At 63.9% G+C, this 24,679-nt stretch carries 26 protein-coding genes; 19 read left to right on the forward strand and 7 right to left on the reverse strand.

Going from position 1 to position 24,679, the window contains the following annotated elements; translation table 11 throughout:
• The first annotated feature begins 46 nt into the window (after positions 1 to 46).
• Complete coding sequence (locus ACZ881_RS17845) at positions 47 to 277, forward strand: hypothetical protein (RefSeq protein ID WP_054808662.1); 231 nt, start codon at positions 47 to 49, stop codon at positions 275 to 277.
• Here ACZ881_RS17845 and ACZ881_RS17850 read toward each other — a convergent pair.
• Positions 274 to 1,335 (reverse strand): diacylglycerol/lipid kinase family protein, encoded by a 1,062-nt coding sequence (locus ACZ881_RS17850; RefSeq protein ID WP_429330969.1) that lies wholly within the window; start codon positions 1,333 to 1,335, stop codon positions 274 to 276. The two genes, ACZ881_RS17845 and ACZ881_RS17850, sit on opposite strands and share 4 nt — an antisense overlap.
• 112 nt (positions 1,336 to 1,447) lie before the next feature.
• Between ACZ881_RS17850 and serS the strand changes: the two genes are divergently transcribed.
• Positions 1,448 to 2,728 carry a serine--tRNA ligase gene (gene serS, locus ACZ881_RS17855; RefSeq protein ID WP_017198243.1) on the forward strand — a complete coding sequence of 427 codons (1,281 nt, stop codon included), beginning with the start codon at positions 1,448 to 1,450 and terminating at the stop codon, positions 2,726 to 2,728.
• 162 nt (positions 2,729 to 2,890) lie between these two features.
• A complete protein-coding gene (locus ACZ881_RS17860) occupies positions 2,891 to 3,940 on the forward strand; it encodes a hypothetical protein (protein WP_476117419.1) in 1,050 nt (349 codons plus the stop codon).
• A gap of 67 nt (positions 3,941 to 4,007) precedes the next feature.
• On the opposite strand, the gene ACZ881_RS17865 is transcribed toward ACZ881_RS17860, so the two are convergent.
• Positions 4,008 to 4,748 (reverse strand): class I SAM-dependent methyltransferase, encoded by a 741-nt coding sequence (locus ACZ881_RS17865; protein WP_476117421.1) that lies wholly within the window; start codon positions 4,746 to 4,748, stop codon positions 4,008 to 4,010.
• A 192-nt stretch (positions 4,749 to 4,940) separates the two neighbouring features.
• Between ACZ881_RS17865 and ACZ881_RS17870 the strand changes: the two genes are divergently transcribed.
• From ACZ881_RS17870 to ACZ881_RS17880, 3 genes are all read left to right on the forward strand, one after another.
• Complete coding sequence (locus ACZ881_RS17870; protein WP_476117423.1) at positions 4,941 to 5,786, forward strand: HAD family hydrolase; 846 nt, start codon at positions 4,941 to 4,943, stop codon at positions 5,784 to 5,786.
• 128 nt (positions 5,787 to 5,914) lie between these two features.
• Positions 5,915 to 6,799, forward strand: a complete 885-nt coding sequence (locus ACZ881_RS17875) for a helix-turn-helix domain-containing protein (protein ID WP_476117425.1) — start codon at positions 5,915 to 5,917, stop codon at positions 6,797 to 6,799.
• A gap of 80 nt (positions 6,800 to 6,879) precedes the next feature.
• On the forward strand, positions 6,880 to 7,275 hold the full coding sequence (locus ACZ881_RS17880) for a DUF1761 domain-containing protein (RefSeq protein WP_476117426.1): 396 nt from the start codon (positions 6,880 to 6,882) through the stop codon (positions 7,273 to 7,275).
• A 3-nt stretch (positions 7,276 to 7,278) separates the two neighbouring features.
• On the opposite strand, the gene ACZ881_RS17885 is transcribed toward ACZ881_RS17880, so the two are convergent.
• Entirely contained in the window at positions 7,279 to 8,019 is a 741-nt protein-coding gene (locus ACZ881_RS17885; RefSeq protein ID WP_476117428.1) for a GAF and ANTAR domain-containing protein, read from the reverse strand.
• Between the two features lie 142 nt (positions 8,020 to 8,161).
• Between ACZ881_RS17885 and ACZ881_RS17890 the strand changes: the two genes are divergently transcribed.
• Positions 8,162 to 8,941: a sigma-70 family RNA polymerase sigma factor gene (locus tag ACZ881_RS17890; protein ID WP_476117430.1), complete on the forward strand. Its 780-nt coding sequence runs from the start codon at positions 8,162 to 8,164 to the stop codon at positions 8,939 to 8,941.
• Between the two features lie 4 nt (positions 8,942 to 8,945).
• Here ACZ881_RS17890 and ACZ881_RS17895 read toward each other — a convergent pair whose 3' ends face one another.
• Positions 8,946 to 9,908, reverse strand: a complete 963-nt coding sequence (locus ACZ881_RS17895; RefSeq protein WP_476117432.1) for a glycosyltransferase family 9 protein — start codon at positions 9,906 to 9,908, stop codon at positions 8,946 to 8,948.
• An 86-nt stretch (positions 9,909 to 9,994) separates the two neighbouring features.
• On the opposite strand from ACZ881_RS17895, the gene ACZ881_RS17900 reads away from it, so the two are divergent.
• The 7 genes from ACZ881_RS17900 to ACZ881_RS17930 all read left to right on the forward strand — a co-directional run bounded on the left by ACZ881_RS17900 (position 9,995) and on the right by ACZ881_RS17930 (position 16,787).
• Positions 9,995 to 10,549, forward strand: coding sequence for a D-glycero-alpha-D-manno-heptose-1,7-bisphosphate 7-phosphatase (locus ACZ881_RS17900; protein ID WP_476117434.1), 555 nt, complete (start codon positions 9,995 to 9,997; stop codon positions 10,547 to 10,549).
• Entirely contained in the window at positions 10,546 to 11,634 is a 1,089-nt protein-coding gene (locus tag ACZ881_RS17905; protein ID WP_476117436.1) for a glycosyltransferase family 9 protein, read from the forward strand. Before ACZ881_RS17900 ends, ACZ881_RS17905 begins: the two co-directional genes overlap by 4 nt.
• Entirely contained in the window at positions 11,631 to 12,680 is a 1,050-nt protein-coding gene (locus ACZ881_RS17910) for a glycosyltransferase (RefSeq protein WP_476117438.1), read from the forward strand. The genes ACZ881_RS17905 and ACZ881_RS17910 overlap by 4 nt, the downstream gene beginning before the upstream one ends.
• The gene (locus ACZ881_RS17915) at positions 12,677 to 13,945 is read left to right on the forward strand and encodes a glycosyltransferase (RefSeq protein ID WP_476117440.1); all 1,269 of its coding nucleotides are present in this window, start codon (positions 12,677 to 12,679) and stop codon (positions 13,943 to 13,945) included. Before ACZ881_RS17910 ends, ACZ881_RS17915 begins: the two co-directional genes overlap by 4 nt.
• 62 nt (positions 13,946 to 14,007) lie before the next feature.
• A complete protein-coding gene (locus ACZ881_RS17920; protein ID WP_476117490.1) occupies positions 14,008 to 14,655 on the forward strand; it encodes a D-sedoheptulose-7-phosphate isomerase in 648 nt (215 codons plus the stop codon).
• Positions 14,652 to 16,061, forward strand: a complete 1,410-nt coding sequence (locus ACZ881_RS17925) for a PfkB family carbohydrate kinase (protein WP_476117442.1) — start codon at positions 14,652 to 14,654, stop codon at positions 16,059 to 16,061. Before ACZ881_RS17920 ends, ACZ881_RS17925 begins: the two co-directional genes overlap by 4 nt.
• A 30-nt stretch (positions 16,062 to 16,091) precedes the next feature.
• Complete coding sequence (locus ACZ881_RS17930) at positions 16,092 to 16,787, forward strand: SDR family oxidoreductase (protein ID WP_091464488.1); 696 nt, start codon at positions 16,092 to 16,094, stop codon at positions 16,785 to 16,787.
• On the opposite strand, the gene ACZ881_RS17935 is transcribed toward ACZ881_RS17930, so the two are convergent.
• Complete coding sequence (locus ACZ881_RS17935; RefSeq protein ID WP_476117444.1) at positions 16,753 to 17,928, reverse strand: glycosyltransferase family 9 protein; 1,176 nt, start codon at positions 17,926 to 17,928, stop codon at positions 16,753 to 16,755. The genes ACZ881_RS17930 and ACZ881_RS17935 overlap by 35 nt on opposite strands.
• 145 nt (positions 17,929 to 18,073) lie before the next feature.
• Between ACZ881_RS17935 and rfaE2 the strand changes: the two genes are divergently transcribed.
• The gene (gene rfaE2 / locus ACZ881_RS17940) at positions 18,074 to 19,624 is read left to right on the forward strand and encodes a D-glycero-beta-D-manno-heptose 1-phosphate adenylyltransferase (RefSeq protein ID WP_476117446.1); all 1,551 of its coding nucleotides are present in this window, start codon (positions 18,074 to 18,076) and stop codon (positions 19,622 to 19,624) included.
• A gap of 10 nt (positions 19,625 to 19,634) precedes the next feature.
• Positions 19,635 to 20,669, forward strand: a complete 1,035-nt coding sequence (locus ACZ881_RS17945; protein WP_476117448.1) for an NAD-dependent epimerase/dehydratase family protein — start codon at positions 19,635 to 19,637, stop codon at positions 20,667 to 20,669.
• Positions 20,670 to 20,672: 3 nt separating this feature from the next.
• Here ACZ881_RS17945 and ACZ881_RS17950 read toward each other — a convergent pair whose 3' ends face one another.
• The gene (locus tag ACZ881_RS17950) at positions 20,673 to 21,755 is read right to left on the reverse strand and encodes an FUSC family protein (RefSeq protein WP_476117450.1); all 1,083 of its coding nucleotides are present in this window, start codon (positions 21,753 to 21,755) and stop codon (positions 20,673 to 20,675) included.
• Positions 21,756 to 21,938: 183 nt separating this feature from the next.
• Here ACZ881_RS17950 and ACZ881_RS17955 point away from each other — a divergent pair, with 183 nt between their 5' ends.
• Genes ACZ881_RS17955 through ACZ881_RS17965 form a run of 3 tightly spaced genes read left to right on the forward strand, consistent with a single transcriptional unit; the run spans position 21,939 to position 23,907 of the window.
• Complete coding sequence (locus tag ACZ881_RS17955; RefSeq protein ID WP_476117452.1) at positions 21,939 to 22,886, forward strand: hypothetical protein; 948 nt, start codon at positions 21,939 to 21,941, stop codon at positions 22,884 to 22,886.
• The gene (locus tag ACZ881_RS17960; RefSeq protein WP_011772900.1) at positions 22,883 to 23,314 is read left to right on the forward strand and encodes a phage holin family protein; all 432 of its coding nucleotides are present in this window, start codon (positions 22,883 to 22,885) and stop codon (positions 23,312 to 23,314) included. Before ACZ881_RS17955 ends, ACZ881_RS17960 begins: the two co-directional genes overlap by 4 nt.
• Positions 23,311 to 23,907 carry a DUF3618 domain-containing protein gene (locus tag ACZ881_RS17965; protein WP_091464500.1) on the forward strand — a complete coding sequence of 199 codons (597 nt, stop codon included), beginning with the start codon at positions 23,311 to 23,313 and terminating at the stop codon, positions 23,905 to 23,907. The genes ACZ881_RS17960 and ACZ881_RS17965 overlap by 4 nt, the downstream gene beginning before the upstream one ends.
• Before the next feature lie 121 nt (positions 23,908 to 24,028).
• On the opposite strand, the gene ACZ881_RS17970 is transcribed toward ACZ881_RS17965, so the two are convergent.
• The gene (locus ACZ881_RS17970; RefSeq protein ID WP_091464502.1) at positions 24,029 to 24,628 is read right to left on the reverse strand and encodes a hypothetical protein; all 600 of its coding nucleotides are present in this window, start codon (positions 24,626 to 24,628) and stop codon (positions 24,029 to 24,031) included.
• Positions 24,629 to 24,679: the final 51 nt, after the last annotated feature.

Consider the following 24,679-nt stretch of genomic DNA (forward strand, 5'->3'; position numbering starts at 1 on the left):
CCTGATCCATAAACGATGGATGAATGTACCAACGAAAGGAGCGGTCATGTCTGTCCACCGGGATGACAAAGACGGCCAAGGCATGATCGTCAATCCGAAGCCCACAGGCGAGAACCAGGACGACTGGAATGGCGATGAAGCCGATCGTGCAGACCGGCTCCGCTTTGAAGAAGAACAAGCAATGATCAAGGAGCAAGCCGAGGCCCGCGCCGCTGCCAAGGCGGCTACCGAGGAAGCCGACAAGAACGCTGCCCAGCCGGACGTCGGCGCAGTCTAGTCCGTCATTGCCTTCGGTACGCGGACCAGCAGGGACCCTGGCTCCACTTGCACGGTGACCGTTGTCGCCTCACCTGAGGGATCGCCGTCGAGCTGGGTAGCCATGGGTTCCTGGCTGCGGATGACGACTTTCCCGGAGCGGTAGAAGCTCATCATGGGCAGGTTGGCCTTGTGCTTGAAGAGGACTTTTGTGTACATGGCGAGCCAGCCGAAGGCGCTACGCGGGCTCATCACCACAATGTCCAGCATTCCGTCGTCGATCATGGCTTGGGGGATGAAGTCGATCCCGCCGGGAATCAAGCCACAGTTGGCGAACAGTACGCTGCGGATCTTCCGTGCCTGCTCGGGCTGATCATCCATGGTGATGGTGACGCGTTTTCGGCGGCCAGGAAGATGGCGGACGCCTGCCTCCGTGTAGGCGAGCCAGCCGACGCTCTTTTTGAGGTCTTCTTTGGTGTCGCCAACAACTTCGGCGTCCAAGCCCATGCCGGCGATGACCAGGAAGGTGTGCTGGGCGGACTCGCCGGTGATGTCGTTGTCTATGCCCATGGTGGCCGTATCGATGAAGCGCTGATGGCCGAACAACGCGATCTGTATGCAGTCGGCGATGTCCGTGACGTCCAGGTCCACGTTGCGCGCCAACAGATTTCCGGTGCCCAGCGGAATGAGGCCCATAGCCACATTCTTGTGCGCCAGCGACTCGGCCACCACGCGCACGGTACCGTCGCCGCCGCACGCCAGAACGACGTCGGCTCCGTAAGCCAGCGCCTGGCGCGACTGACCGTATCCGGGGTCGTCCACGGTGGTTTCAAAAAACTTCGGCGCGTCCCATCCGGCTAGATCACAGGCGTCAATGATGGCTTGCCGGGCCTCTTCCGCGTTGTTTTTCACGGGATTGAGGATGACCGCGACGCGCTGGTCCCCGGGGCCGGGCTTGTGGGAGTCCTCCCGGACCGCGCTCCTGATGTGCCGGGCTTTCAATCGGCGCACACCCCACCAGCTGGAGACGGCAAACGCCACGCCCCCAGCGAGAATCAGGTACAGGATCCAGTCGCTCATGGTGCTCCAACACTATCCTCCTGGGCAGTGCCCTCTTGGCCGCGCCGTCGGGGCGGGCGACCTTTGCCCGCTGCGGGCCGGAAATTCGCGGTGGATTCGATACTCTTGTCTGGTGATCGACGTAAAAGACCTCAGCGAAAATCCGGACAAGTTCCGTGCCAGCCAGCGCGCCCGTGGCGCCGACGAGTCCGTTGTGGACGCGATCATCTCCGCTGATTCCGATCGCCGCGCTGCCCTGATCCGCCACGAAACCCTCCGCGCCGAGCAGAACGCTTTCGGCAAGAAGGTGGCGCAGGCCAAGGGCGAGGAAAAGCAGGCATTGCTGGCCGAGGTCAAGGAACTGGCCAACTCCGTGAAGGCCGCTTCCGCAGAGGCCTCTGCCGCCCAGGCCAAGCAGGAAGAGCTGCTCCGCGTCATCCCCAACCTCATTGTGGACGGTGTCCCCGAGGGCGGCGAGGATGACTACGTTGTGGTCAAAACCGTTGGTACTCCGCGCGAATTCACGGACTTCGAACCGAAGGACCACTTGGAAATCGGTGAACTGATCGGCGCGATCGACATGGAACGTGGAGCCAAGGTTTCCGGCTCACGCTTCTACTTCCTCCGCGGTGTGGGCGCCCGGCTGGAAATGGCACTCCTGCAGATGGCCATGGAGCAGGCCATCGATGCCGGCTTCGTTCCCATGATCACCCCCACCTTGGTGCGTCCCGAGACCATGCAGGGCACCGGTTTTGATGTAAAGCACGACGCCGAGATCTACCGTCTCGCTGAAGACGACCTTTACCTTGTGGGGACCTCGGAGGTGGCCCTCGCCGGCTACCACGCAGACGAGATTCTGGACCTCTCCGCCGGCCCCATCCGCTACGCGGGGCAGAGCTCCTGCTACCGCCGTGAGGCCGGTTCCCACGGCAAGGACACCCGCGGCATCATCCGCGTGCACCAGTTCAACAAGGTGGAGATGTTCATCTACACCACGGTTGAGGAAGCAGCTGCCGAGCACGAGCGCCTGCTCGCCTGGGAAGAGGAGATGCTGGCCAAGTGTGAGCTTCCCTACCGCGTCATTGACACTGCCGCAGGCGACCTCGGCATGTCCGCGGCCCGCAAGTTCGACTGTGAAGCTTGGGTTCCCACCCAAAACGCTTACCGCGAGCTCACCTCAACGTCCAACTGCACCACTTTCCAGGCTCGCCGCCTCAACATCCGTGAACGCGTGGTCAATGACGAAGGTGTTGCCAAGGGAACCCGTGCCGTAGCAACATTGAACGGCACGCTGGCCACTACACGCTGGATCGTTGCCATCCTTGAGCACCACCAGAACCCGGACGGCTCCGTCAACGTCCCCAAGGCACTGCAGAAGTACCTTGGTGGGCTTGAGGTTCTGCCGGTTCTCTAGTCTCAGCCGATCCCGCTCTTGTTCGCTCCACTCACCTTTGTACGGCTCGATTGGCGGACAAGGGCGGGATTTTTCGTAGGCACCTGTCCTCCACAGCCTTGGTTGTGCACATAAGAGTGTTCTCCGGCTGAACAATGGCCTGCGGCGGGGCAATGTGGAGTGATGGACATACCACCTGGCCTCATCGAAACCCCCGCCATTCTCCGTTCCGGGGGCCGGACGGATGCAATACACAGCAGCTTCATGGCAGGCAAGCTGGTGAGAATTCGTCGCGGCTTCTACGTTGAGACATCCCGGTGGCTCGCGGCTCAGCCGTGGAATCGCTTCGCTTGGACGGTTGCCGCGGCGGCCAGAGCTATTCCAGGGCTCGTCCTTTGCCGGGAAACTGCTGCCTTCGCCATAGGGATACCCGTCCTGCGGACCCCCTCCTTTGTGGAGTGCGTTGCTCCGAATCCAAGCCGCTCGGGACGACACAGGCCCACTTTGTCCATCGTGAGTGCGGGCAATGACAGCCAGCATGTCCTTAGGGATAGGGGCTTCCCACTGCGATACCACGTCAATCCTGAGGCGTCCCCCGAAAGGTTCGGGGAATTCATTGCTACGGGGCTCTTGAATACTGTTTTGGACGTGGCGTTCTCGTTGACGCTCAGCCAGTCCTTAGTGGTGGCAGACGGAGTAGCGCGGGCGCTCTGGAAGAAGGGGGCATTGGAGCTGGAGTCCAATCTCCTGGACATGGGCCAGGTTGCGGCGGCTGTCCAAGCTCACCCGCATGCTGCCGCACGGCGTCGTGCTGAGTTAGCGTTCTCACTTGCATCTCCTTTGGCCGAATCGGCCGGAGAGTCGTTCAGCCGGGCAGCTTTTCAATTTCTAGGCTTCGAACAGCCGGAGCTGCAGCACGATTTCAGCGATGCGGGCGGCTTCATTGGCCGAAGTGATTTCTGGTGGCCTGGGCGGGAGGGGCGGAAGGGCGTTGTGGGTGAGTTCGACGGGAAAGCCAAATACATCACTCCGGAATTACGCAACGGCGCCACAGCTGAGGAAGCCGTGTACAAAGAGAAGCTTCGGGAAGACCGGATTCGTGCCCTGGGTTTCGGATTCGCACGCTGGGGATGGGCAGACGTCGAGAACCCGGAGAGGCTGCGCCGGAAGCTGATCGGTGCAGGACTGCACCCGGGCGTCCGCCCACGATTGCTTGTGACGAGTCGTGGATAGCGTTCAAACCGGCTCTCTTTCGCCCCGCCCCCGTTGTACTGCGCGGCCTTCGAACCAGGGTGGGAATCTAGCTGGGCTTGTGGGCAATCACAATCAGTTCGCCCTGCCCGTTGCCCACCTGCTCGCCGTGCCAACCGCCGTACAGGCGGTCCACCGTGAAGCCGGCCGCCTTCAGATCCTTTCGCAGCTGATCTTCTGTTCGGAATGCGAGGACCGAGGTCTCGGTTTCACGGGTGCCCTTATTAACGACGCGGTGCTCGGTCAAAGTAACCAGCCCGTCGCTTTTCGGAGCACTTTCGGCCCATGTTTCAACGATGCAGCCGTCGGGAAGAGTGTGCCGACGTCTCGTGTTCGCCGGAACCCAGTGCTGCCAGGCCATGGCCGCAGGGTCGCGGGAATCGAAGACCAATCGGCCTCCGGGTATGAGCGCGTGGTAGACGTCGGTAAGCGTTCGGGACCAGTCGCCGTCGTCGTTAATCGCTTGGGCCACGTGCGCCGTCATGATCGCCACATCAAACATGGCGTCGTTGGGGATCGCCGCCGACGTGCCTTCAATCCACGTGACGGCATGAGCGCCGGGCTTCGTTCGGGCAGCTGCGAGGGAGCCAGGGTTTGGGTCGACGCCAACAACGGCATGACCATCCGCAGCAACCGCCAGGGTCATCCGCCCAGTGCCGCATCCCAGATCCAACACCCGCCCATTCGGCCGCTCATTTACGAAGGCCAGAAAGAAGTCGTCATCCTCGGCCCATTGATTTTCCGCGTCGTACAGTGCCGACAACTGAGCGCCGGTCATTTGTGAGAGCATCCGACTACCCTAGCCCCGCACCACCGAAACCTGCTCCTGTTCGGCACCCTTGGCGTTGCACGGCGGGGATTTCGAACAAGTGCGGGAAACAGGCACAACGACGAGGAGAGGGGTCACTATTCACCGTCCGTTAATCCACAGCTGTGGCGCCCGTCCTAGTTCAGTGTCTGGGGTGTCTGCTCTACTGTATGCATGACTATTTTGACTGATACTCCAGTTGCTGGCATCGATGACCAGCCAAATAACAACAACAAGCTCATGATCGCATTGGACGTCGACGGCACACTCGTGGACCACGATGGCCACATGTCGCCGGCTGTTCGATCCGCTGCGCAAGCAGTGGTGGCAAGCGGCCACGACGTCATGATCGCCACAGGCCGGTCGCTCAATGCGACACTTCCCATCATCCAGCAGATTGGCCTCGAGCGAGGATACGCCGTGTGCTGCAACGGCGGTGTGACCCTTCGCTTGGATCCGTTGTTGGAGAAGGGCTACGAGATCATCCACAAGGCAACTTTCGATCCCGCTCCAGCGCTGAAGGCCCTGCGGGAACGGCTGCCGAACGCCAAGTACGCGCTGGAGGATGAGGACGGGAACTTCCTCTCCACGGAGCGCTTCCAGGACGCCAGTTTCGGCGTGGAGTCCATCGGCGTCGACTTCCAGACCATGTTGGATTCCACGGCGGTCCGCGTAGTGGTCTTCAGCAGCGAGAACACTTCGGACGAGTTCAACGAGGCCATCAAGCACATCGGACTTTCCGGTGTGACGTACTCGGTGGGATGGACTGCTTGGCTGGACATCGCAGCCGAGGGCGTCACCAAGGCAAGCGCCTTGGAGGCCTTGCGCCATAAGCTCGGCACGGACTTGGCCAACACAGTGGCCGTTGGCGATGGACGCAACGATATCGAGATGCTCACCTGGGCTGGCCGCGGCGTTGCCATGGGTCAGGCCCCTGACGAGGTGATCGCCGTTGCGGATGAAGTCACCGCTTCAGTGCTCGACGACGGCGCGGCGCAGGTTTTGCGTAGCCTGCTGTAACTGCCACTCGTCTTAGCCGGGCGCATCGCTGCGGTCGGACCGGCTCTTGTTCGTTACCCTCACCGCTAAGCGCCGGGGGTTTCGAACAAGGGCGGGATCTGTGGCGGTGACCTGCCTAGACTGAGCCTGTGTTCTATCAAGAGTGCCCGCCACCGCCAGGGCTGCAGCCGTTCGTTACCCGGTTGTGGCTGGTCCGTGCTGAGCCGCAGGCAAGATACGAGAAAATTCTTCCCGGGCCCGAAGCGCATTTGATTCTGAACTTGTCCGACCCGTACCGCCTCATCAGCCCGCCGAACCGCGGGGACGGGCCGGACGGTTCCGGGGACCTGAACGGTTCGGGCGAGCAGGAAACCAGCAGGGAGACGGAAGTTTCCACCGGTTTCTATGCCGGCCTGCAGCGCAGCTACCTGATCAGCGAAAACCCGGACCAACTTTTCAACGTCGGTGCCCGACTCACTCCTTACGGCTTGGCAGCGTTCACCAGCCTGCCGCCGTCGGGTTTTCAGAACCGTGTGGTGGACGCCGAAAGTCTCTTACCGGGCTTTTCGGACTTGCGTGAGAGCCTCGCCAACGCGGAACCGGAGCAGGCGTTCGCGGCCCTGACTGCCTTCCTCGAACACCGTCTCAGACCCGATTACAGAGCAGATCCCAGGGTAGTAAAAGCAACTGAAACCCTTGCGAAAGAGGACGTGGAAATCAGCGTGCTTGCCAGGGATTCGGGGATCAGCACGTCCACGCTGGAACGCATCATGATGCGGGATTGTGGAACCACGGCTAAGGCGTACTCGGACGTGTGCCGCTTCAACAGGATCGTGAAGCAGGCGGCCGCCCTCCCGAAAGGGTCAGTCCCAGGCCGTGAGCTCCTCCACCTGGCAGATTACTATGATCAGCCGCACCTCATCCGGGCGTTCAGGCGGTTCAGCGGATTCACGCCGTCGGAGTACCTGCAGGTGGTGCAGAACTATGGGGCGGAGTACGCCACTTTTGTCCCGCTTGAGGAAGTAATCGGGTAGCGTGCGGGATTTTTACAAGACCGCGGAGGCTCACAGACGTACTGTCCATTCAGGAACTGCCCGCCCTTGAGAGGACACCGATGGACATTCAGATCAATTGGTTCGCCGTGCTTCTGGCCGCGCTCGCCACCTTCGTGGTGGGTGGGCTGTGGTACTCGCTGCTGTTCGCCAAGCCGTGGCAAAAGGCCGCAGGTGTCAGCGATGAGCAACTGAAGTCCGGAACGGCACGGGTGTTCGTGGGCTCATTCATCCTTGCCTTGGTGATGGCCGTGTTCCTGGCGGCGTTCATTGGCCGCGGTGGTTTCGCATTCGGAACCCTTGCCGGGTTGGCCGCTGGACTGGGATGGGTAGCAACAGCACTGGGCGTTAATTACCTGTTCGAACGCCGCAGCCTGACCCTGTTCGCGATCAACGCCAGCTACAACGTAGTCACCTTCACGGCCATGGGCGCAATCATCGGCGCGATGCAGGGCTAAGACCTACTTGAATACGGTCTGGATCGGCCCGCCGCCGGCTGACTCAACAATGGCCTGCGCTACTACCCGCAGCTTGACGTTCCGGTTGCTGGAGGCCTTCTTGATCAGTTCCATCGCGTCTTCCTGAGTGCAGCGGTTCTGCGCGATGATGATTCCAGTGGCGATGTCGATCACGGTTCGCGACTCCAAGGCCGCCCGCAGGTTGGCGGCGGTTTGGCTGTGCTGGGCAATCACAACGGCCAGCTGGAGACCCTTCGAGGCCTGCTGGACGTAGTCGTTTGCGCGTTGAACAGCGGCTTGGTCAAAGGCGTTGGGGCGGTCGGAATATAAGTTGAGGCCTGCCCGGGACGTATCATCCGGAAGAGGGAAGGGAACCGCCAGTACGGAGCGAAGTCCATGGCCGGTGATGGCCTCGTTGTATTCGGGCCAGGTGTTGTCTTTTTCGAAGTCAAGGATATGGACCTGGGTGCCTTCACGGCAGGCGTGGAGGCAGGGCCCGTCGGCAAATGCGTACTGGACCTCGTCCAGTTGGCGTGCACGTTCGCTGCTGCTGGCCACGGTGCCGGCTGTACGGTGACGCATCAGCGTGATGCCGCAGTAGACCTCGTGGTCAGGGCTGCTGAACATACTGGCCGAGTGCCGGGCCAACTCCTCGAGGAACGCCTCGACGTCCGGCGTGCTAAGCAGCAAGTCCTGGATATCGGCCACCACTGTAGTCGGCTCGGCGAGTTGGGGGTCTTCCATGTGGATCTCCGATCCGTGGATATGGCTACCTTTCGAGACTAACCCCGTGGACCCGTTGAAAGCTAATAGTAAGTGTGCTTCTCTTTTTAAGGAGTCTTGCCGTGGGCTCACCCCCATTTAGTTGGTTAAGGATTGAAGCCCCATGCGTCAAACCCGACCTCTCACCGTCCAAACCAGGCCCCCTGCCTGCAAACCGGAAGGCAGCATCCGGCAAAGCTTCCAGGACAGCCTGGTCCTGGACCACCTCAACCTGGCCAAGTCCATTGCCGCCAGATATTCTGCCCACACTCACGACCTCGACGACGTCAGGCAGGTCGCGTACATGGGCCTCATCAAGGCCTCGCGCGGCTACGACGAGTCCAAGGGTGTCAGTTTCCCCGCGTACGCCGCCCCTACTATCGCCGGGGAGGTCAAGCGCTACCTCCGCGACCATTGCTGGGTTGTGCGCCCACCCCGGACCATCCAGGACGTCCGCCGCCAGGTGCTGGCCCGGACTGAGGAGATGACCCAAACGCTGCAGCGCACGCCCTCTCCTGAGGAGGTGGCGGAAGATCTAAGCCTGGAGCCGTGCCAAGTGCGTGAAGCACTCATGGCCGGCACCAGCAAGCGCCCGGATTCCCTGGATGCTCCGGCATCCGAGGGGCGTGACGGCCTCCAGGGCTCGCTTTCTGCTTTCGGTTGCCCGACGGACCGGCTCGAGGACGTGCTGGCCCTGCGCAATGCCATCCGTGATCTGAGCGCCGAGGACCGGCACTTGCTCTACCGCCGCTACTACCGCGAGGAAACGCAGTCCACCATTGCCGAAGCCTTGGGAATGTCGCAGATGCAGGTGTCGCGCAAGCTATCCAAGATTCTGGTTTCCCTCCAAACGCAACTGCTGGATGAGGAGGCCCGACTTCAGGACGGGACAGCCCCCTCATGATGCTTTAGACGCCCAGCCCCTCCACTGCTGCCAAAACGTCACGAACGCTGACAGCCAACAGTGCGGGATCAGGATCGGCGGAAAACACATCACCACGGCGGAGTTCGACGGCGGTGAGCACCACGTGCGGTCCGGGCGGCGGTCCCCACTCTTCCGCGGGCGCAGGGCCGAACAGCACTACGGACGGACGTTCGTAGGCTGATGCCAGATGTGCCGCGCCGGTGTCGGCTGAGATCACCAGCCGTGACTCAGCGATGGTGGCCGCAAACTCGGCGAGACCTTGACGCCCGGCCAGTAGGCCGCCGTCGAGATCTGCTCCCCGGAGTTTCGCCAAGGCAGCAGTCTCCTCAGCGCGCCCGCGCTCGGAGGTGCCACCCGTGAGAACTATCTCGTGCCCCGCTGCAGCGAGCTCCACGGCAACGTCCGCGAACCGTTCCACCGGCCACAGCCGGCTGCCATAGGCCGCGCCCACGTGGATTACGGTGACCCCCGGGCGCGGCGAAGGAACGGCGGGACGGTTCAGCCGATAGTCCAGGGGATCGGCATCAATACCGTGCCAGTTGAGCAGCCGGGTCCAGCGTTCGCGCTCCGGGATGCCGGTGGTCCACTCAGGTCCGTCAGTGCTGGTGGAAGCGTGCGCCACTACGCGGTTGGCCTGCAGTTCTTCAATCCGCAAACGGCTTTCAGCGCCATTCCCATGGAGGTTCACCGCGATATCCACGGCGCCCCGCGGGACTGTCAGGGGGTCATCGAGCCCGGGGGTCGGCAGGTGATGGATGCCGCCCACAAGTTCTAAAGCCTCGGCGATCCACGCGGGCGCAGCATACAAAATACGGTGCTCGGGGAACGCCCGCCGCAACCCACGGAGCGCCGGGACCGCGACCAGGAGGTCGCCAAGTTTCAAAGCGCGCAGAGCAAGCAGCAAGGGCTGATCGTTGCTCTCGTGACTGTCCAAAGCTGCGTCCATAGTGGCCTCCCGCTAGGATTCTAGCTGCACGAAACTTCTCAAGGCCGCACTGTTTAGCGTCCGGAGAACTGGGGAACGTTGCGGGTATGGGAGGAACCGGAACGTTGAAGGCGGTCCTGTTTGACCGCGATGGAACACTCGTTGTTGACGTGCCATACAACGGCGATCCGCAGTTGGTGCGGCCCATGGATGGCGCCCTTGAAGCGCTGCAAAAAGTACGCCGGGCGGGACTGGCCACGGGAGTGGTAACCAATCAGTCGGGCGTGGCGCGTGGGCTGTTGACGTTGGAGCAAATGCACTCCGTCAATCAACGGGTGGAGCAGATGCTGGGTCCGTTCAAAGTGTGGGAATTCTGTCCGCACGGACCGGAGGACGGGTGCGCATGCCGCAAACCTGAGCCGGGAATGATCCTCGCGGCCTGCCGGGCTTTGGGCATCACACCCGAAGAGGTTGCTTTCGTTGGCGATATCGGGGCTGACATGGAGGCGGCCGCCGCGGCGGGTGCGAGGGCTGTGCTGGTGCCGACCAGCGTTACCCGGCGTGAAGAGATTGAGTCCGCCGGCAGTGTTGCCGAGAACCTGGTTCATGCAGTGGAGCTCCTGCTCTCCGGGGCACTGGAAGAACAGGATGCCCCTGTATGAGCCGTGTCCTGGTAGCCCGCTTGGACAGCATGGGGGACGTCCTCCTTTCAGGACCTGCCCTGCGCGCTGTCGCGAACGGAAGCAGGCCCGATGGCAGCCGACCCAACGATGTGGTCCTGCTCTGCGGCCCTGAGGGAGCCAGCGCTGCGGGAATGCTGCCGGGAGTGACCCAAGTGCACACGTGGACATGCCCGTGGATCGTGAACCCGGCACCTCCAGTCACGGATGACATGACCAGCGGGCTCATCGAGTTTGTCCGCAGTTCACGGATTCAGGAAGCGGTGATACTTACGTCCTTCCACCAGTCCCCGCTTCCACTGGCGATGCTCCTGCGCTTGGCCGGTGTCAAAAAGATCACGGGCGCATCAACGGACTACGCAGGCTCACTCCTGGACGTCCGGCTCAAACCGGGCGAAGACTTTCCGGAGGACCAGCCGGAAGCGGTCCGGGCGCTCACCATCGCAGAGGCCGGCGGCTATGTCCTGCCGAACGGCGACGATGGAAAGCTGCGCATCACCTCAGGCCCGGATCCTGAGGGGGTAGCCGACGAGTTGGCTGATGAAGGCCCTTACATTGTGGTCCACCCTGGAGCCGCCGCCCCAGCCAGGGCGTGGCCCGCACTGCACCATGCTGCCACCGTGGAACTTCTTGAAGCGTACGGGCACCGGGTGGTGGTCACAGGCGGCCCGGGCGAAACGTCACTCACTGCGACAGTGGCCGGCCCCTCCGCCATGAACCTCGGCGGCGGAACCAACCTCAGGACGCTCGCAGCAGTACTGGCGGGAGCCGCCGTCGTGGTGACCGGCAATACCGGTCCGGCCCATCTGGCGGCAGCCGTGGGCACTCCGGTGGTGTGCCTTTTCGCCCCGGTGGTTCCGGCCATCCGATGGGCGCCCTACGGCGTCCCCTTGGAACTGCTGGGAGACCAGGAAGCGGCCTGCAAGAACACCCGCGCCCGCGTTTGTCCGGTCCCCGGGCACCCCTGCCTGAGCTCGGTAACCCCTGAGCAGGTTGTCGAAGCTGTTGAAAGGCTCCTGGGAGGCGTGTCCTCCCTGTCCACGCGACGAAAGGTCTGGAAACCATGAGGATCCTGGTGTGGCACGTCCACGGGGGATGGATGGAGGCATTTGTCCGCGGCAAGCATGAGTACCTGCTCCCTAAGTCGTCCGACGGCGGCGCGTGGGGTTTGGGGCGAGGCGGCCGTGAGTGGCCTGCCGCCGCACAGGAAGTGAACCTGGAAAGCCTCGATCCGGACAGTGTGGACGCCGTGGTCCTGCAGCGGCCCGAGGAGATCGCAGCGGTGGCCCGGACACTCGGCCGCCGCCCGGGCGTAGACCTTCCCGCCGTGTACCTCGAGCACAATACCCCCAAGGGCGACGTCCCGTTCACGCTGCACCCGTTGGCAGACCAGACCACCATTCCGGTGGTGCACGTAACCCATTTCAACCAGCTCTTCTGGGACACGGGCACGGCGACCACCACGGTGATCGAGCACGGTATTCCGGACCCGGGGCACCTGTACACCGGTGAGCGGGAAGAGATGGGCGTGGTGGTCAACGAGCCAGTCCGGCGCGGACGGGTCACCGGGACGGACCTGCTGCCGGGGTTTGCCGGTGTGGGCCCACTGCGGGTGTTCGGCATGGGTACCGAGGCTCTGCCGGAGGCACTGAACCTGAAAGGCTTTGGCCTCAGCGAGGAACGGCTCCGCATCTCCGGCGATGTCCCCGCCGCCAAGCTCCACCAGGAACTGGCCCGTTGCCGCCTGTACCTTCACCCGCTCCGCTGGACCTCGTTGGGGTTGGCCCTGTTGGAAGCCATGCACCTTGGCATGCCCGTCCTGGCACTGGCCACCACCGAGGCGAGCCGCGCCATTCCGGACAGCGCAGGCTTGGTCTCCAACGACGTCGGCGATCTCCAGAAGTTCGCCCGGCGGCTGCTGGACGACCCCGACGACGCCCACGCCATGGGCATCGTCGCGCGCGAGGCTGCGCTGCAACGCTACGGACTGGACAAGTTTCTCAGGGCCTGGGACCAACTCCTGGCCGAACTCCCCAAGAGCACGCCTCGGGGAAGCCATCCGCTACCCGGTACAGCTTCCGCTAGCCATGACACAGAGAGGACGCATCCATGAAGATCTCCATGGTCTCCGAACACGCCAGTCCGCTGGCTGCCCTGGGAGGCGTTGACGCCGGTGGGCAGAACGTCCACGTGGCGGCGCTTTCGTCAGCTCTGGCAGATCGCGGCCACCAGGTCACTGTGTACACACGCCGCGACGGCCCCGGTCTCCCCGCAAAGGTGCAGGTTGGTCCGGGACTCACGGTGGTTCACGTGGACGCCGGTCCCGCCCGACGCCTCCCCAAGGACGATCTCCTGCCCTTCATGGGAGAGCTGGCAGACGGCATCTGCGCGCATTGGGAAGGCCAAACCCCGGACGTCATGCACGCTCACTTCTGGATGTCCGGCCTCGCTGCCATCCAAGCATCCAGACGAGCAGGAGGTCCCGCCCCTGTTCCTGTGGTGCAGACCTTCCACGCCCTCGGCTCCGTAAAACGCAGGCACCAAGGCGCTGCCGATACCAGCCCTCCAGCTAGGGCATGGCTGGAACCGTGGGTAGGACGCACCGCTGACTGGGTCATTGCCACCTGCCCCGACGAGGTCTTCGAACTCAAAGCCTTGGGCATCAGCCGATCCAAGATCTCCATTGCACCCTGCGGCGTGGACCTCACTCTGTTCCCCGGAACGTCCGACGCCGAACCCAAGTCCCGCACGCATCGGATCCTGAGCGTGGGACGCCTCGTGCAACGCAAGGGCGTGGACCTGATCATCCAGGCTCTGCCCCTCTTGGCGGAGGCGGGCTTCACCGACGTCGAACTCCTGATCGTTGGCGGCTCCGGGGATACCCTGACCCTTGAGGAAGACCCGGAGGCCCAAAGGCTCCATGCCCTGGCGAAAGAGCTCGGCGTCGAGGACAAGGTGATCATGCGCGGGCAAGTCCCTCGCGACGCCATGCCCGGCATCTTCCGGAGCGCGGACGCCGTAGTCTGTGCGCCTTGGTACGAGCCGTTCGGGATTGTCCCGCTGGAGGCCATGGCTTGCGGCGTGCCGGTCGTGGCAGCCGCCGTCGGCGGACTGCGGGAGACGGTGGTCGACCAGAAGACCGGCCTGCACGTCCCGCCACGCCACCCCGAAGCCCTCGCTGAGGCTCTCGCAAAACTGCTCGGCGACCCGGAGCTCCGGGCCGACATGGGCCGCGCCGGAGCACGCCGGGCACGCTCCCGCTACTCCTGGGAACGCATCGCAGCAGACACGGAGAAAGCCTACCGATCCGTCCTGGCGGCCGGCCTGTCCCGGCAAGCCGACGAAGGCCTGGAACCACTGGAAGGAACGGCGCTGTGACTATCAACGGCCCTCTGACCATCAAAGGCCTCGCAGCCAATGAGTCCGCCGTCCCGGACACGTTGCCGGCCCGATGGTCCCCGGACACCGGTAATTCCACCCATCACGCCGAGGTCACCACCCACCTGGACAACGTCCTGCCCGCGCTGGAGTCGTTGCGCTCGCAGTCGGGGCGCTTAGCCGAATGGGGGACCGAACTCGCCAAGCGGCTGCTCTCCGGTCAACGCCTGCTGGCTGCCGGCAATGGCGGCTCAGCGGCTGAGGCGCAGCACCTCACTGCCGAGCTGGTGGGCAGGTTCGACGAGGAACGCGCACCGTTCTCTGCCATCTCGCTCCACGCAGAATCCTCCGCCGTTACCGCCCTCTCCAACGACTACGGTTACGAGGAAGTCTTTGCCCGACAGGTACGTGCCCATGGCCGCGCAGGTGATGTCCTCATTCTTCTCTCCACCAGCGGCCGCAGCCCCAACCTGCTCAAAGCCGCACGTGCGGCAAAGGAACGCGGCATCATCACCTGGGGTCTCACCGGTACCGGCCCCAATCCGTTGGCTGACGCCTGCGATCAAGCCATCACCGTTGACGCCATCTCCGCAAACGCCCAGGAAGGCCACCTCATTGCCATCCACGCCGTGTGCCGGGCCTTCGATGCCGAGGTCGCCCGGCGGGCGGGATCGTACGGCGCGGCTACCTCCGGAGGGGGTCAACCATGAGGATCACGGTAGTGGGCGACGTCCTCCTCGACGTCGACATCAACGGGACCGCCACCCGGCTCAGCCCCGACGCGCCGGTGCCGGTAGTCAACGTCGCTGATGTCCGGCGTCGTGCAGGTGGTGCCGGACTGGTGGCTACCGTCCTTGCGCAGGACGGTCACGACGTCGCGCTGGTCACCGCGGTATCGGACGACGACGGCGCCAGCCACCTCAGGCGCGCACTGGCTGGACTATCGGTGCTCACCGGAGCCCCCCTCGCCCCGACGCCCACAAAGACCCGTGTGCGGATCGGGACGCATCCGATGGTCAGGTTCGATGAAGGATGCGCGCCGGCCCCTGTGCCGTCCAGTACGAGGGAAATGCTCACTGCCATTGCCATGGCAGACGCCATTGTAGTGGCCGACTACGGTCGCGGAATCACCGCCAACACTGACATCCGTGCCGCCCTGAGCGAAGCCGTCCTTCGCCTCCCGGTGGTGTGGGACCCCCATCCTGCCGGTTCCGAGCCTGTGGAGGGCGTCGCCGTCGTGACGCCCAACCTGGCCGAGGCGCTGGCCTCCGCGAAGGCGGGTGGGCTGGAGCCGTCCCGCACAGGTGCCGAAGAAGCCGGCCGATACCTGCGCGAAAAATGGGGAAGTGCTGCAGTTCTGGTAACCATGGGCGAGGACGGGGCGCTCTTGCTGTCAGCCGGTGACCCGGCACAGGGCATTCCCGCGCCCAGGACCACCGTCAGCGATCCTTGCGGAGCCGGTGACCGCCTGGCCGGAAGCCTCGCGGTGCACTTGGGGCTCGGACTGGACCTCGCGCAGGCAGCCACCAAGGCAGTGGAGGATGCATCGGCCTTCCTGGCTGCTGGAGGAGCGGCAGCGCTCGCGGTGGTGGCTGAAGCACCTGAGGCGAGTCCCGTCGTCGAACTTAAGGGCTTGGAACTGGTTGACACCGAAGACCTGCACCCGGACGGCGTCCAACTAGCTCAGGCTGTGCGGGCCAGGGGAGGCACGGTGGTGGCCACCGGTGGGTGCTTTGACCTCCTCCACGCCGGCCACGCCCGGACGTTGGCTGCTGCGCGCGGCATGGGCGATTGCCTCATCGTGTGCCTGAATTCCGACGAGTCGGTAAGGCGGCTCAAGGGCGCACACCGGCCAATCGTCAGCGTGGAGGACCGCGCGGAGTTGCTGCTGGCACTCGAATGCGTTGACGCGGTAGTGATCTTCGGTGAGGACACTCCCGAAGCCTGCCTGACCCAAATACAGCCAGATATCTGGGTCAAGGGTGGCGACTACACCCCCGAAGAATTGCCGGAAGCCCGCCTGGTTGCGGGTTGGGGAGGGCGGTGCGTCACTGTGCCCTTCCACCCGGCACGCTCCACCAGCGGCCTGGCTGCAGCACTGGCCAAGGTCAGCTGACAACAAGACCGATCAACCGAGAGGAACCGCATGAACACGCAAACACCCGGCCGCGTCATCGTCACTGGAGGCGGCTCCGGCCTTGGCGCTGCGATCGTGGAAGCCATCCGCGACGCCGGCGGCACACCCTTCGTCTTCGACCGCGACGTCAGCAACGTGTCCGGGGCCAAAGCCTTGGAAGTGGACGTTTCTAACCGTGAAGCCGTGGAAGCTGCCGTCAAAGAGGCAGCCGAAACTCTTGGCGGACTGGACGGTGTGGTGACGGCGGCCGGCATCGACCGCTGCGGCAAGTTGGGCGACGTCCCGGCGGAGGAATGGGAAAAGGTCATCGGAGTGAACCTCCTTGGCACGGTATCCGTGGTCCGTGCGGCGCTGCCGTACCTGAAGGGATCCCGCGGCCGGGCCATCACCATCGCCTCCACACTGGGCCTCAGGGCGCTTCCGGACGCAACGGCGTACTGCGCCTCGAAATTCGGAGTGATCGGCTTCAGCCGTGCACTGGCCGCGGAAACCGGCGGCGTCATCGGCGTCACCACCATCATCCCGGGCGGCATGAAGACCCACTTCTTCGACGACCGGGACGAGCAATACAAGCCTCAGGACGATTCCAAGCTCAACGATCCCGCCAACGTGGCACAGGCTGTGGTGTTCGCCCTGTCCCAGCCATTCGGCAGCGAGGTCCGCGAACTCCTTATTTGCCCCGCAGAAGAAGGCTCGTGGCCGTAAGGTCCAGCACGTCCTGAACAACGTCGGCCACGGCGATGCCGCTCACCACGGTGTCGTCGTGGCCGCAATGCGGTGCCGTCCATCCCACCTGCGTGATATCCACTCCGCATCGTGGGCACTGCGTCGCCCACGACATATGGATGCGGTGCATGCTCCGGCCGCGCGGTCCTGCATTGAAGACGTTCCCCACCCAGAAAATACCCACTGTCGGAGTCCCCAAGGCCTGGGCCAAATGCCGGGGGCCGCTGTCGCTGGCCAACATCACTGTTGCCTCCGCCAGGAGCGCGGCCAGGTCTCCAATCTCCAGCTCTCCAGCCACGGAACGCACAGCATGGCGCTCTGCCTCCGGGAGGTGGCGAACCGCGAGTTCCGCCACCTCCTGGGCCAGTGCCTTCTCCGAACGATCACCCACGATCAATACTTGGGCTCCTTCCGCTGCTGCCCCCGCGGCGGCCTGGGCAAAGTTCGACGCCGGCCATCGCCTCCTCGGATCGGTGGCACCCGGGTGGACCACCACCAGCGATGCCCGCTGTGGATCCCTTAGTCCAACGATGTTCTGCTGATGCTCAGGCTTGGGGAGCAGGGGAGGGGAAATGATGGTGGGAGCTCCCGCAAGGCCCGCCACCTCCAGCCACCGGTCCGGCTCGTTCTGGTAGTAGACGTAGTCCAGGTTGCGTTCCAGCGGCTCCGCGTCCTTGGTGCGGGTACCTACAGTGTGCCGCGCCCCCAGACGGAGCACGAAAGGGTTGGAAAACCGGCCGCCACCGTGCATCTGGCACGCAATATCGAACCCCCTGGCCCGCATTTTCCCGAAGAAGGCCTCCTGTGCCGCCACGTCCTCAGCGTCATCCTCAAAGCGCTCGCCATTACGGGGACCGTCGTGGACGCCGCGCGCCACGGGGAGCAGTTCGACGTCGTCCACGGGACCTTCCGTCGCAGCCACCACTGCCGCGTGGATCGGGGTGCCCAACAGCGTGACTGTGGCACCAGGGTATGCAATCTTCAACGCGCTAAGGGCGGGATAGGTGTAGATCAAGTCGCCCAATCCGCCACCCCGGAGGACCGCTATCCGCTTCACGTCGCTGAACTTTTGCAGTACTGGTCCAACTCCGAGGTTCACGTTCATCAGCGGATTCTCCATGGGATGCTTCCTTTCGCTGCCAACGCTGCCCTGCGCTGTTCCGGGCCCGCTCTTTGCCGTGAAACTCCCTGGCCCGGCGTGTGAAGCGCGTGCCGCGGGGTACCTGAGGGGAACAGGAAACTGTTGCCCAACCGGAAGGTACCCCATGGCACGCCTATCCAATCAAGAAGGTCTGGCTGACTGGTTGCCGGGTCGCTTGGCCGAGGAACGACCTGTTGTGACGGTCATCGGGGATTCCATCCTTGACGGCTGGTGGGATGGAACCATTGAGCGGTTCTGCCGCGAAGCCCCAGCCCCCGTGGTCCAAGTCCAGCGCAGGGACTTTGCCCCGGGCGGTGCCGCCAACACGGCGATGAACCTCGCCGCGATGGGGGCGGACGTTCGTTTCGTTTCTCTGGTGGGCGAGGACTCCGGCGGCCACACGCTCCTGGAGCAGCTCAGATCGGCAGGAGTGGACGTATCGCACGTCGTGTCCCATGCCGGAATGACCACCACCACAAAATTCCGTGTGAGCAGCGGCGGGCAGGTGATGCTTCGCTTGGATGATGCCGCCCATGAGGTCCCCGTGAGTGGCATGCGCGAGATGGCCGCTGCCCTTCCGCAAGCACTTCCCGGCTCGTCAGCCGTAGTGCTTTGTGACTACGGTGCCGGCGCCTTGGAAGGTGCGGTGCGGGACGCCATATTCGAATATCTAGGACCCCAAAGTGAGGGCTCGGAAGCCGGCTCCGCCAAGGCCCGGCAGGACACCCTGGTAGTAGTGGACGCCCACTATCCGGGACGCTGGGCCCAACTTAAACCGGACCTTGCTACCCCGAATGCGCAGGAAGCGGCCAGGTTGCTCGGGGCCGAGTTTCCCGGCGGTGCTGCCAGATGCCCCTTCGTGGAAGCCCACGCCGACCAGCTCCTGCGCGCCTCAGGTGCGGCCGCCGTCGTCGTGACTTTGGACCGGGAAGGGACACTGACGATCCGGCCCAGCGGCGATTCCCGGAAACCGGCCACCCACCGCACCTGGGCGCGACCGCAAGCGGAAAAGCAAGCCTCAGGTGCCGGCGATACTTTCGTGGCGGCGCTGACTATGGCCCGTGCTGCCGGATTGCCCCTGACCACCAGCGTGGACCTGGCTCAAGCTGCAGCCGATGTTGTTGTGCATCGGCCAGGTACGTCCGTGTGCACCACTGACGAATTAGCAAATCATCTGCGAGGGTTCGCCGATACAGCACTGACGGATTCTGAGTTGGCCCGGCACGTGGAAGAGCACCGAAGCGAGGGCAAGCGGATTGTGCTAACCAACGGGTGCTTCGATGTCCTGCACCGCGGTCACACCCGCTACCTCAACCAAGCCAAGCAATTGGGCGACGTATTAGTGGTGGCGCTGAACAGTGATTCGTCCGTGCGGAAGCTCAAAGGCCCGGACCGGCCGGTCAACCACGAGGCCGACCGCGCGGCAGTCATCGCCGCACTGAGCTGCGTGGACCATGTCACGGTGTTCGATACACCGACCCCCATTCCGCTCATCGAGCTCCTGCGCCCCGACGTCTATGCCAAAGGCGGCGATTACACGCCGGAGATGCTCCAGGAAACTGAAGCGGTGGAACGTTGCGGCGGCACAGTCACCATCCTGGATTATGTGCCCGAGCACTCCACTACAGCGGTCCTGGAACGCATCCGTTCCACGGGCGAAGCCCCGCAGACCTGAGGAAGCAGCAATGCGTATTGCGATCATCGGTGCAACAGGACACGGCGGCACGGAACTGCTGAAAAGGCTCCAGAGGGCACGATCTGAAGAAGGCGCGGATCTGGAACTGGTGGGCGTCGTCCGGCGGCAACCGGATCCGGACGCCGCTCCGTATCACGGCGTGGAGTGGCACACCCTGGACATCAGCGACACCGAGGACCAACCCGCGCTGGAAGCAGCTTTGGCGGGAGCCGATGCCGTGGTTCACCTGGCGTGGCTGATCCAACCGAACCATGACCGGGAGATGCTGCGCCGGACCAATGTGGCAGGAACAGCCCACGTGTTGGCCGCCGCGCGCAAAGCCGGAGTGGGGCACGTCGTGTGCGCGTCATCCGTAGGGGCGTACTCGCCGGCTCCCAAGGACCTACGGACCAAGGAAGACTGGCCGACGGATGGCATCCGCAGCTCGCACTACAGTGTGGACAAGGCGGCACAGGAAAGGCTCCTGGACGGTTTCGCTAAGGAGAATCCGGACATAGTGGTGTCCCGGCTCCGCCCCGCGTTGATGTTCAGTGCAGGTGGCGGGAGTGAGGTTGGCCGCTACTTCCTGGGACGTGTCCTGCCTCGACTCGTTCCGCGTAAGCCGTGGCTCCCGCTGCTTGCCGTCCCCAAGGAGATGGTGTTTCAAGCCGCCCACACGGCCGACGTCGCTGATGCTTACTGGCGTGTGTTGGAGCGCAAGGCGGAAGGCGCTTTCAACATCGCCGCCGAGCCGGTCATAGACCCCAACGCCTTGGCGTGGATTTTCAACGCCCGGCGGGTGATGCCGTTCCCGCTGCCGGTGCTGCGCGCCGTCGTCGAGGTCAGTTGGCGACTCCGTCTGCAGGTGACCGACGGCGGCTGGGTGGACATGGCGGCCAACGCGCCCATCATGGACACGGCCCGGGCGCACGCACTGCTGGGTTGGTCGCCCAAGCATTCCTCGTTGGAGTCACTGGCGGAAATGCTGGACGGGATCGGTGCAGGAAAGGGCCGGAAGGGCTCGCCGCCGCTGAAACCGCGCTAGCCCTCACTCGGACGACAACACCACCGTCAGGATCCGGCGCAGGCTCATGGCCACTGATGCCGGAGCGTTCACCGGGGATTGGTCAGCAGCCGCCTCGGCCACGGCATCGCTGAGGGCGTTGATGCTGTCCTTCGCCCGTGCCAAACGGTTGGCAAGCTCACCGGACTCCGCGTCCCGCCAGTGATCCACCACGCCTGCCACAGACTCCAAGGCATCGGAAAGCGGACCCACCACGGCATCCGGAATGACCGTCCCGGCGCCCTCTTCCCAAATGGCGCTAGCCAGGACATCGGTGATGTCCTGGACGTGGAAAGTGAGCCGTTCAAGGGTTCGCAGGCCAGCGAGGTCGCTGGGCAGGCGGGTCGCACGACGGCGGGACCTGGGGTTCGCTTTGGCGCTCAGCTCAGCTTGGTGGACCGCCGTTCGCACAGCTGCCGCGGTGAGCGAGAGTTCGTCGCTGCGGCTTGCCCAAGCCTTGTGGTCGGGCGGCCAGGACTCCTCCATGGCCCGGGCCATGTCTTTGAGCTGGCGGGATAAGGCACCTTGGTGCCCGGCGATGGCGGGATCGATGTCGTCCAGGTGCAGGGGTGGAAATATTAGCCAGTTCACCGCAAATCCAACGGTGACGCCCAAGGCCATTTGAAGGACGTAGGCGAACGAGAAACCTTCGGCGTTCGAGTCACCCAGCACCAGCACGAACAAGGCTGCCATGGGAATCCATTCGGACGCAGTGCCCAGCCGGGGAAGGCCGCCGATGAGCACGCCAAGTCCCACCACCACTGCAACAGCCAGTGCAGTAGGTGCGGCGACGGTGGTGATGGCGAAGGCCATGCCGATGCCCAACACCAGCCCTGCCAGGCTTTGCAGTCCGTGCTTGGCGGAGTCGGCCACGGTGGGGTGCATGCTCACCAAGGCACCCAGCGGGGCATAGTACGGATAGGCCGCGGCAGGGCCGGGCATAAAGGGTGCAAGGTACCAGGCGAGGCCTGCTGCAACAGCCGTTTTGGCAGCGAACAGGAGTCGGTGGCGGGTGACGGTTTTTCGAAGCGCGGGAATCAGCCGTCGCCTCGCGGGCAGTTGGCTCATTAAACCTACGTTGGCAGGTAAGTCCTCCCGTGTCGAGCGGGAAGAGGTGAAAGTGGGGCACGCCATCTTTTGGAAATTGGGGTGATTAGAACCGGAGCAAGCGGGTACACACCCATTGATAGTAACGATACTTACTATCCCGGCTGCTGTCCGCAGCCTGCCAACTGTGGAAAGAGAGCGATAATGACTGAGAGCAAATCGCCGCAGGACGGAAGCTTCGCGGCGCCAAACACCGGTGCCCATGCAGGCACCGAACCGTTCACGGGAAACTACTTGGACTCGGCCGATGTTGAGGCTCAAACTGCCGGAACCACGGGAATCAGTGGAACCCACACTGTTTCGGGAACCGGCTCCGACAGGTCCGGCAAGGTGGACACCGCCAAGGAGGAAGCTGCGGGAGTAGCTGGCGCCGTAGGCGACGCCGCCGGCGGAGTCGTGGACACCGCCAAGACCGAGGCCGGGCACGTGGCCCACGAAGTCAAGGTGAATGCCCGCCAACTGCTTACGCAGACCAAGGGTGAGCTGTCCGATCAGGCCCAAGCCCAGCAGCAGCGTGTTGCCGAAGGTTTGCGGTCCATTTCCGACGAACTCTCCACCATGGCCAATTCAACTGAAAACGGTGGCGTCGCCACGGACTTGGTCCAGCAGGCAGCACAGCGCTCCTCCTCTGTTGCCCAGTGGTTGGAAGGCCGGGATCCCGGCTCGCTGCTGGATGAAGTCAAGGGCTTCGCGCGTCGTAAGCCGGGAACCTTCCTGCTGCTGGCAGCTGGAGCCGGTGTCCTCGCCGGTCGTCTCGGCAGGGGCATGGCAGGCAACGCCTCCGATGCAGCCTCCGCAAGCGGCACGCCGGCCACAACAGAAACGCCTCGCGCCGTGTACTACCCGACTCAGGGCGGCGCGGTAACTCCTCCGGCAGTGGACCTCCCCGGACCGACGGCAACCACTGCCGGATACGGTTCGGCCACCACCACCGGCGCGGCAACCACCGGCTACGACGCGGGTACCACGGGCGGCTACGACGGGTCCACGCTCCCTTACCCGGAGACCGAGGCCGGCGGCGTCAAGGCCCAGGGCGACCCGCTTGCAGGACCGCTCGATCCCGATGACCCCCAGTATGGAGGTCACCGATGAGCAGTCCCGCCGATCTGCCTCCCACAGAAGCCCACGTCAAGGCGGAGACCCTTCCCCTCGGTGAGCTCCTGAGCGACCTGACGCGCGACGTTTCCACGTTGATGCGCCAGGAAGTGGAGCTGGCTAAAGCGGAACTGAAGGAGTCCGCCACCAAGGCCGGCAAGGGCGCGGGAATGCTGGGCGGGGCTGCATACGCCGGTCACATCACCGTGCTGTTCCTGTCCATTGCCCTGTGGTGGGCATTGGGTCAGCTTGTTGGCTTGGGATGGTCCGCTGTTATTGTCGCGGTCATTTGGGGCATCGTCGCAGCAGTTTTGGCTGCCAAGGGCCGCAAGGAACTTAACACCATCAAGGGCATGCCGCAGACCGCTGAGACGGTCAAAGAAATACCCCCCGCTTTGAAACCGAACACTGAGGAGACACGATGACGCAGAACCCCGACGCCCTGCGCGCCGATATCGAAGAAACTCGCCGGCGGCTCAGTACCAATGTTGATGCCGTGGCTGACAAGGTCACGCCCTCGCACATTGTGAATCGCAGGGTGGACAAGATCAAGACCGCTGTGTTCGGCGCCCGCGACGACGTCAGTGACGCTACAGGCAACGTTGCCCACCGGGCAGGGGACGCGGTCTCCGGCGTGGCCAGCAACGTTTCCGGTGCCGTCTCAGACCTCGGCGATGCCCCGCAGGTGATCACGCGGAAGGCCCAGGGCAGCCCGATCGCCGCCGGCCTTATTGCGTTCGGCGCAGGCTTGCTGGTGTCCTCGCTGTTCCCGGCCTCGGAAAAGGAGCGCGAAGCTGCCCAAGCCGTCAAGGAAGCAGCCCAGCCCCTGACCGATGAGCTGAGCCACGCGGCCCAGGAAGTTGCGGAGCACCTGCGCGAGCCTGCACAGGACGCAATGCAGAACGTCAAGGACAGCGCTACGGAAGCCGCAGCCAACGTCAAGGATGAAGGCCAGGCAGCCGCGGCCGACGTTCAGGACCGCGCCCAGACGGCTAAGGACAACGTCAGCAACCAGTAAGTTGCCGCACTGACACAACCTAAGTGCGCGCTGACCCAACTGAGTCGCAGCAGAGGCCGTTTTGAGCGTTCAAAACGGCCTCAACTGCGACTCAGCTGGGTTTGCTGCGCCCGGTCTTGGATCAGCGCACTTCGAGGATCAGTTGCAGCAAGCGGGCGGCGGCTGGACGGGCGGCGTGTTCCTCTGCCCACTGCGCACGTGCCAAGGCTTTGCTCACGGCTTGGGTAGTAATGCCGAGCTCCTGGGCTACGGCTTTCTGTTGGCCCCGGACACCCGGAGTAAGCAGATCCAGTACCCGCCATTCCGCCGCGCTCCTATGAAGCACGATGTGCCCGAGGAGCCGCAGCACGGCTTCGGCTTCAGAAGCCAGTGCCGGGAGGGGGCCATCAACGGCTACGGGAATACGTTCCTTGCCGCTACGCAGTCGATCGACAGCCCGCCGGGCGTAAACGAGGCTATGCCCCGAGGCATCCTTGACCAGGTTGGGCAGCGGCTCATTGATGGGCCCCACGCCGATTCCCACGTACCACTGGCCTGTCCGGAGTGCGATCAGGGCCGTCTCCACAGCTTGGTGGCTGCATTCGACGATTCCCTGCACCTCATCCTCAACCGAGCGGTCAAAGTCGAGCCTCGCGGGAATGTGCCGCAGGTCCTTGAGCAGCTGCGGTACGAGGTCGCCGTCGCGGCGGCTATCGCGTTGGTTGATGGTGAGAGTGAACATAGTTGATCACATGCTACCGGCTGGTAGCAGCTCTGCAAGGGCAAAATTCGC

This window comes from Paenarthrobacter sp. TE3676 (assembly GCF_056279165.1).

What these genes read in the sequence shown, in the direction of transcription:
- ACZ881_RS17910 (WP_476117438.1), top strand. Translation starts at nt 11,631, where the DNA reads ATGAGGATCCTGGTGTGGCACGTCCACGGGGGATGGATGGAGGCATTT.
- ACZ881_RS17900 (WP_476117434.1), top strand. Translation starts at nt 9,995, where the DNA reads ATGGGAGGAACCGGAACGTTGAAGGCGGTCCTGTTTGACCGCGATGGA.
- ACZ881_RS17890 (WP_476117430.1), top strand. Translation starts at nt 8,162, where the DNA reads ATGCGTCAAACCCGACCTCTCACCGTCCAAACCAGGCCCCCTGCCTGC.
- ACZ881_RS17965 (WP_091464500.1), top strand. Translation starts at nt 23,311, where the DNA reads ATGACGCAGAACCCCGACGCCCTGCGCGCCGATATCGAAGAAACTCGC.
- ACZ881_RS17955 (WP_476117452.1), top strand. Translation starts at nt 21,939, where the DNA reads ATGACTGAGAGCAAATCGCCGCAGGACGGAAGCTTCGCGGCGCCAAAC.
- ACZ881_RS17865 (WP_476117421.1), bottom strand. Translation starts at nt 4,748, where the DNA reads ATGCTCTCACAAATGACCGGCGCTCAGTTGTCGGCACTGTACGACGCG.
- ACZ881_RS17885 (WP_476117428.1), bottom strand. Translation starts at nt 8,019, where the DNA reads ATGGAAGACCCCCAACTCGCCGAGCCGACTACAGTGGTGGCCGATATC.
- ACZ881_RS17860 (WP_476117419.1), top strand. Translation starts at nt 2,891, where the DNA reads ATGGACATACCACCTGGCCTCATCGAAACCCCCGCCATTCTCCGTTCC.
- ACZ881_RS17950 (WP_476117450.1), bottom strand. Translation starts at nt 21,755, where the DNA reads ATGAGCCAACTGCCCGCGAGGCGACGGCTGATTCCCGCGCTTCGAAAA.
- rfaE2 (WP_476117446.1), top strand. Translation starts at nt 18,074, where the DNA reads ATGGCACGCCTATCCAATCAAGAAGGTCTGGCTGACTGGTTGCCGGGT.
- ACZ881_RS17930 (WP_091464488.1), top strand. Translation starts at nt 16,092, where the DNA reads ATGAACACGCAAACACCCGGCCGCGTCATCGTCACTGGAGGCGGCTCC.
- ACZ881_RS17960 (WP_011772900.1), top strand. Translation starts at nt 22,883, where the DNA reads ATGAGCAGTCCCGCCGATCTGCCTCCCACAGAAGCCCACGTCAAGGCG.
- ACZ881_RS17945 (WP_476117448.1), top strand. Translation starts at nt 19,635, where the DNA reads ATGCGTATTGCGATCATCGGTGCAACAGGACACGGCGGCACGGAACTG.
- ACZ881_RS17905 (WP_476117436.1), top strand. Translation starts at nt 10,546, where the DNA reads ATGAGCCGTGTCCTGGTAGCCCGCTTGGACAGCATGGGGGACGTCCTC.
- ACZ881_RS17970 (WP_091464502.1), bottom strand. Translation starts at nt 24,628, where the DNA reads ATGTTCACTCTCACCATCAACCAACGCGATAGCCGCCGCGACGGCGAC.
- ACZ881_RS17850 (WP_429330969.1), bottom strand. Translation starts at nt 1,335, where the DNA reads ATGAGCGACTGGATCCTGTACCTGATTCTCGCTGGGGGCGTGGCGTTT.
- ACZ881_RS17870 (WP_476117423.1), top strand. Translation starts at nt 4,941, where the DNA reads ATGACTATTTTGACTGATACTCCAGTTGCTGGCATCGATGACCAGCCA.
- ACZ881_RS17935 (WP_476117444.1), bottom strand. Translation starts at nt 17,928, where the DNA reads ATGGAGAATCCGCTGATGAACGTGAACCTCGGAGTTGGACCAGTACTG.
- ACZ881_RS17845 (WP_054808662.1), top strand. Translation starts at nt 47, where the DNA reads ATGTCTGTCCACCGGGATGACAAAGACGGCCAAGGCATGATCGTCAAT.
- ACZ881_RS17895 (WP_476117432.1), bottom strand. Translation starts at nt 9,908, where the DNA reads ATGGACGCAGCTTTGGACAGTCACGAGAGCAACGATCAGCCCTTGCTG.
- ACZ881_RS17880 (WP_476117426.1), top strand. Translation starts at nt 6,880, where the DNA reads ATGGACATTCAGATCAATTGGTTCGCCGTGCTTCTGGCCGCGCTCGCC.
- ACZ881_RS17925 (WP_476117442.1), top strand. Translation starts at nt 14,652, where the DNA reads ATGAGGATCACGGTAGTGGGCGACGTCCTCCTCGACGTCGACATCAAC.
- ACZ881_RS17915 (WP_476117440.1), top strand. Translation starts at nt 12,677, where the DNA reads ATGAAGATCTCCATGGTCTCCGAACACGCCAGTCCGCTGGCTGCCCTG.